At 72.5% G+C, this 4,903-nt stretch carries 8 protein-coding genes and 1 pseudogene; 8 read left to right on the top strand and 1 reads right to left on the bottom strand.

All coding sequences use genetic code 11. The features are described 5' to 3' along the window. From AB0B89_RS34800 to AB0B89_RS34770, 7 genes are all read left to right on the top strand, one after another. Positions 1–483 (top strand): GvpL/GvpF family gas vesicle protein (locus AB0B89_RS34800; RefSeq protein ID WP_358561528.1); only part of this gene is annotated, 483 nt, incomplete at its 5' end. 11 nt (positions 484–494) lie between these two features. Further along, positions 495–716, top strand: coding sequence for a gas vesicle protein GvpG (locus AB0B89_RS34795; RefSeq protein ID WP_358561525.1), 222 nt, complete (start codon positions 495–497; stop codon positions 714–716). Positions 717–756: 40 nt separating this feature from the next. Beyond that, complete coding sequence (gene gvpO, locus AB0B89_RS34790) at positions 757–1,215, top strand: gas vesicle protein GvpO (RefSeq protein WP_358561522.1); 459 nt, start codon at positions 757–759, stop codon at positions 1,213–1,215. Position 1,216: 1 nt separating this feature from the next. Further along, positions 1,217–1,651, top strand: a complete 435-nt coding sequence (locus AB0B89_RS34785; RefSeq protein ID WP_358561519.1) for a gas vesicle protein — start codon at positions 1,217–1,219, stop codon at positions 1,649–1,651. After that, entirely contained in the window at positions 1,644–2,519 is an 876-nt protein-coding gene (locus tag AB0B89_RS34780) for a GvpL/GvpF family gas vesicle protein (RefSeq protein WP_358561516.1), read from the top strand. The genes AB0B89_RS34785 and AB0B89_RS34780 overlap by 8 nt, the downstream gene beginning before the upstream one ends. After that, positions 2,509–2,754, top strand: coding sequence for a gas vesicle protein (locus AB0B89_RS34775; protein WP_358561513.1), 246 nt, complete (start codon positions 2,509–2,511; stop codon positions 2,752–2,754). Before AB0B89_RS34780 ends, AB0B89_RS34775 begins: the two co-directional genes overlap by 11 nt. A gap of 160 nt (positions 2,755–2,914) precedes the next feature. Beyond that, a complete protein-coding gene (locus AB0B89_RS34770) occupies positions 2,915–3,235 on the top strand; it encodes a gas vesicle protein K (RefSeq protein WP_358561510.1) in 321 nt (106 codons plus the stop codon). A 24-nt stretch (positions 3,236–3,259) separates the two neighbouring features. On the opposite strand, the gene mshC is transcribed toward AB0B89_RS34770, so the two are convergent. Then, entirely contained in the window at positions 3,260–4,483 is a 1,224-nt protein-coding gene (gene mshC, locus AB0B89_RS34765; protein ID WP_358561507.1) for a cysteine--1-D-myo-inosityl 2-amino-2-deoxy-alpha-D-glucopyranoside ligase, read from the bottom strand. Between the two features lie 180 nt (positions 4,484–4,663). Between mshC and AB0B89_RS34760 the strand changes: the two are divergent. Next, a pseudogene (locus AB0B89_RS34760) lies at positions 4,664–4,903 on the top strand (serine/threonine protein kinase); the annotation flags it as partial.

Here is a 4,903-nt window from a genome sequence, read left to right as displayed (position 1 = left end):
TGGCTGCACAACGTGCCGACGCTGACCGGCGGCAGCAACCGGTGCACCCTGCACATCCACCCGGACGACGTGACGCGGCTCGGGCTCGGCGAGCACTACGTCGAGGGGACGGTGCTCATGGAGGTGCTCCAGGAGCAGCCGGAGGCCAGGCGGCTGCGCGAGGAGATCCGCGACCTGCCCGAGGAGGCGACCTGGGACGCCAGGATCCGGCTCGGGGAGATCATCAACCAGGCGATCGAGGCGAAGCGGGACGCCGACACCCAGACCCTGGCCGAGGGCCTGGCGCCCCACGCCGTCGCGATCGTCATCCGCGAACCGACCCACGAGGAGGACGCCGCGCATCTGGCCGTCCTGGTGGAGACCGGCAGGCAGGACGACTTCGAGGAGGCCCTGAACGAGTTCGGCCGCAGGTGGGCGGACCGCGTCACCCTGCGCCTGCTCGGCCCCCAGGCGCCGTACGACTTCGTCACGACACAGAGGTAGAGGTCTTTGGAATGGGTCTGTTCGGCATGCTCTTCAGCTGGCCGCTCGCGCCGGTCCAGCTGCTGGTCAAGCTCGGCGAGCTGATCGAGCAGCAGGTGGACCAGCAGCTCCACGACCCGGCGTCCGTGCGCCGCCAGCTGGAGGAGGTGGAGGACGCCAGGGCGGCCGGCCTGATCTCCGAGGAGGAGGAGGCCCGCGCCATGGAGGACATCCTCCAGCGGATGATCTCCTAGCGGCGCGACCGGCCAGGAAGCGGCGAAAGGAAGTGATGTCGTGCCCGCGAGTCGCAGATTTCCCGGTGCGCGCGACGACCGTGGTGAGCGCGCCACCGGCCGATACGCTCCCGACGACTCCTACGAGTACGACGACTCCGTGGACGAGGAGATCTTGGCGGGGGACGACGCGGAGGACGACGAGGTGGAGCCGCCGCACGGACGCCGCGCGGCACGGGTGCGACCGTCGCGGCGCCTGACGGCGGTCACCGCCGGCCGCGCGGGGCTGCGCCACATCGGCGAGCTGACCGGCAAGGACGTCGAGGGGGTCACGCTGGTGCAGCCCTCGGGCGACGGGTGGACCGTCGAGGTCGAGGTCGTGGAGGACCACCGCGTCCCGTCCTCGGGCGACACCTTGGGGATCTACGCGGCCGACCTGGACTCCGAGGGCGACCTGGTGTCATACCGCAGGGTCCGGAGCTTCAAGCGCGCCAAGGGCGACACGGGCGGAGTGTACTGACATGTCCGATCCGACGCGCTCCGCGCGCGTGACACCCCAGTCGTACGCCCCGCGCGCGCCCGTGGCCCGCGACTCCGGCGGCAACCTCGGCGACATCCTGGAGCGGGTGCTCGACCGGGGCATCGTGATCGTGGGCGACATCCGCGTGAACCTCCTGGACATCGAGCTGCTCACGATCAAGCTGCGGCTGCTGATCGCCTCGGTGGACACCGCGCGCGAGCTCGGCATCGACTGGTGGGAGCACGACCCGTGGCTCAGCTCCAAGGACCGCGACCTGGTCGAGGAGAACCGCACCCTGCGCCGCAGGCTCGCCGCCGTGGAGGGCGAGGAGGCGGCTCCGCGGCCGATCGAGCGGTCGCGCGGGGCCGAGCCCTACGAGCACTACGAGCGCGACACGGCGTACCGGACCGCCGACCGGAAGGATCGCGGTGGCTGACACGGGAACGTATCTGTACGCGGTCACCCGCGAGGAGGACCGTGTGGATCCGGCCGCGCTTTCGGGCCTGACGGGCGTGGCGGGCACGCCGGTCCATACGGTGGCGCACGCCGGCCTCGTCGCGTACGTGGGCACCGTGCCGCTGGAGGAGTTCGGGGAGGGGCCGCTGCGCCGCTCGCTGGAGGATCTCGACTGGGTCGGCGAGACGGCCCGCGCGCACCACCGCGTCGTGGAGGCCGTGGCCGGGTCGGCGCCGACCGCCCCGGTGCGGCTGGTGACCGTGTACAGCGGCGAGGACCAGGTCCGCGACATGCTGGGCCGCAGGCGCGACGACTTCACGGCGGTGCTGTCGCAGGTGGCCGGGCGGCGCGAGTGGGGCGTGAAGGCGTACGCGGAGCGGGCCGCCGAGCCTCGGCCTTCCGAGCCGGGCCAGGAGGCGGAGGCGCCCGTGAAGCCCGGGACCGACTATCTCAGGCGCCGCAAGGAGAGCCTGCGCAGCCGGGACGACGCCTGGCGCGACGCGGCCCGGCGCGCCGAGGACATCCACGCCGCCCTGGCGGCCGTCTCGGTCGCGAGCAGGCGCCACCGGCCCCAGGATCCGCAGCTGTCCGGCCGCGACGACTGGATGCTGCTGAACGGCGCCTACCTTGTCGACGACCACCTGAGCGAGGAGTTCGCCGCCACCCTGGCAGGGCTCCGCGGGCCCGGCGTGGAGATCGAGCTCACCGGCCCCTGGGCGCCGTACTCCTTCACCCAACTGGACCCCGGCGACCCGGAAGCGGAGGCACGCGGCTCAGAGGACGGCCCAGAAGGCGGCCCAGAGGCGGGCGGCCCGGGAACGGAGGCGAGGGCGGGCGATGGCACGTGATCTCGCTCCGCGGGGCGCCCAGCTGGCGGCCGAGGGGCGGCTTCCCACCGAGCGCGTCGCCCTGGTCGACCTCCTCGACCGGCTGCTGGCGGGAGGCGTCGTGATCACCGGCGACCTGGTCCTGTCCATCGCCGACATCGACCTCGTGCGCATCTCTCTGCGTGCCCTGATCATGTCGGTCCGGGCGTCGGAACCGCTCGAAACGGGGGTGCGGCATGAGCGGTCCCCGCTCTGATCCCTCCGGCCGCCGCGTCCCCGAAGGCCCCGCGCCCGAAGGAACGCGCCGCACACCGGAAGACCGCACACCCGAAGGAACGCGCCGCACACCGGAAGGCCGCACACCAGAAAGGACGCGCCGCGTACCGGCGGGCCCCGCGCCCGCCAGGGTGCGGCGGGTGCCCGAGGACGCCGGGGCCGGCGCCGCGGCCGAGTCCCGCTCGGGCCGCTGGCACCTTGAGACCGACCCCGAAACGGTCGAGCGCGACCTGACCCGGCTGGTCCTCACCCTGGTCGAGCTCGTACGGCAGCTCGTGGAGCGCCAGTGCGTGCACCGGATGGACCAGGGCGACCTGTCGGAGGACCAGATCGAGACGCTCGGCCTGACGCTGATGCGCCTGGAAGAGGCCATGACCGAGCTGTGCGAACGCTTCGGCCTGTCCCCCTCGGAGCTGAACCTCGACCTCGGCCCCCTGGGCACGCTGCTCCCGACCGACTGAGCGGCCCCGGTGAGGCTAGAACAGCTAGAGCGCGACTCCGAGAAGGGTGTCGGCGACGGCGCGGACCAGGGCGGGCGAGCCGGGATCGGCGCCCTCCCCGCCGGACGCGCGGGCGGCCCAGGCGTCGACGGCCGCGAGCGCCCCGGGCGTGTCCAGGTCGTCGGCCATGCGCTCCCTGACCTGCCGCAGAACAGGCCCCGCGTCCGGGCCGGCGGGCAGGTCGACGGCGGAGCGCCAGCGCGCCAGCCGCTCCGCCGCGGTGCCGATCTGGTCGGCGGTCCACTCCCAGTCGGCGCGGTAGTGGTGTGCGAGCAGGGCCAGCCCCACCGCCATGGGGTCGTGCTCGGTGCGGAGCCGGGAGACGAACACCAGGTTGCCCCGGGACTTCGACATCTTCTCGCCGTCGAGCGCGACCATGCCCGCGTGGACGTACGCCTTGGCGAAGGGCCACTCCCCCGTGGCGACGTGCCCCTCGCTGGCGCCCATCTCGTGGTGGGGGAAGATCAGGTCGGAGCCGCCGCCGGACACGTCGAACCCGCTGCCGAGGCGGTTCAGCGCGATGGCGGTGCACTCGACGTGCCAGCCCGGCCTGCCGGGGCCGAAGTCCGACGGCCACGAGGGCTCGCCGGGCCGCTCGGCCCGCCACAGCAGCCAGTCGAGCGGGTGGCGCTTGCCCTCGCGCGCGGGGTCGCCGCCGCGCTCGGCGAACAGCTCCAGCATCTGCTCCTCTGAGTATCCCGAGACGGCGCCGAACTTCGGGGCCGCGGCGACCGAGAAGTAGACGTCGCGGTCGACCTCGTAAGTGGCGCCCTTGTCCTTGAGCCGCCCGATCAGCTCGGCGACCTCGGCGACGACCTCGGTGACGCCCACGTAGTCGTCGGGGGGAAGGACGCGCAGGGCCTCCATGTCGGTGCGGAAGAGCTCGATCTCCCTCTCGGCGAGGTCGCGCCAGTCGACGCCCGTCTGCTCCGCCCGCTCCAGGAGCGGATCGTCCACGTCGGTGGCGTTCTGCGTGAAGTGCACCGCGTGGCCGGCGTCCCGCCACACCCGGTTCACCAGGTCGAAGGCCAGGTAGGTGTTGGCGTGCCCGAGGTGGGTCGCGTCGTACGGCGTGATGCCGCACACGTACATCCGTGCCTCGGATCCCGGGGATGTCTCCCTGATCTCCCGTGCCGAGGTGTCGTAAAGCCGGAGAGGAAGGCCGGCGCCGGGCAGGGGGGAGATGTTCGGAGCGGACCACGATCGCATGCCCTGAGCCTATCCAGGCGACGGGGTGGTGCGATCACACCGGGGTGTCCGATTTGGGGCCTAGGGGTCCACCGTGGCCAATGACACAAAACCGTACTTAGGTACGTTCCAACATGGCAGAATCTTGCCGCCGTGGTACGGGGGCCGGCGCTCAGGATCACACGCCAAGGGAGAGCACATTTGCCGGCTTTCAGGCCCCTGGGGCCCACCGATCCCACGAAGATCGCCTCCTACCGGGTGACGGGGCGGATCGGTGAGGGCGGCCAAGGGGTCGTCTACGCCGCCGAGAGCGGGTCGGGCGAGCGGGTGGCGGTGAAGCTCCTGCACCGGAGGGCCGGGTCATCTGACCACCCCCCGCAGTTCGCCTTCGTACAAGGAGCCCTACCCGGTCGCGCCCGTCCCGCCCCGCGGCCGGTTCGC

Origin of the sequence: Sphaerisporangium sp. NPDC049002, assembly GCF_040649355.1 — a bacterium.
In the GTDB taxonomy this organism is placed as follows: Bacteria; Actinomycetota; Actinomycetes; order Streptosporangiales; family Streptosporangiaceae; genus Sphaerisporangium.
This window is presented reverse-complemented; position numbering and strand designations above follow the sequence as displayed.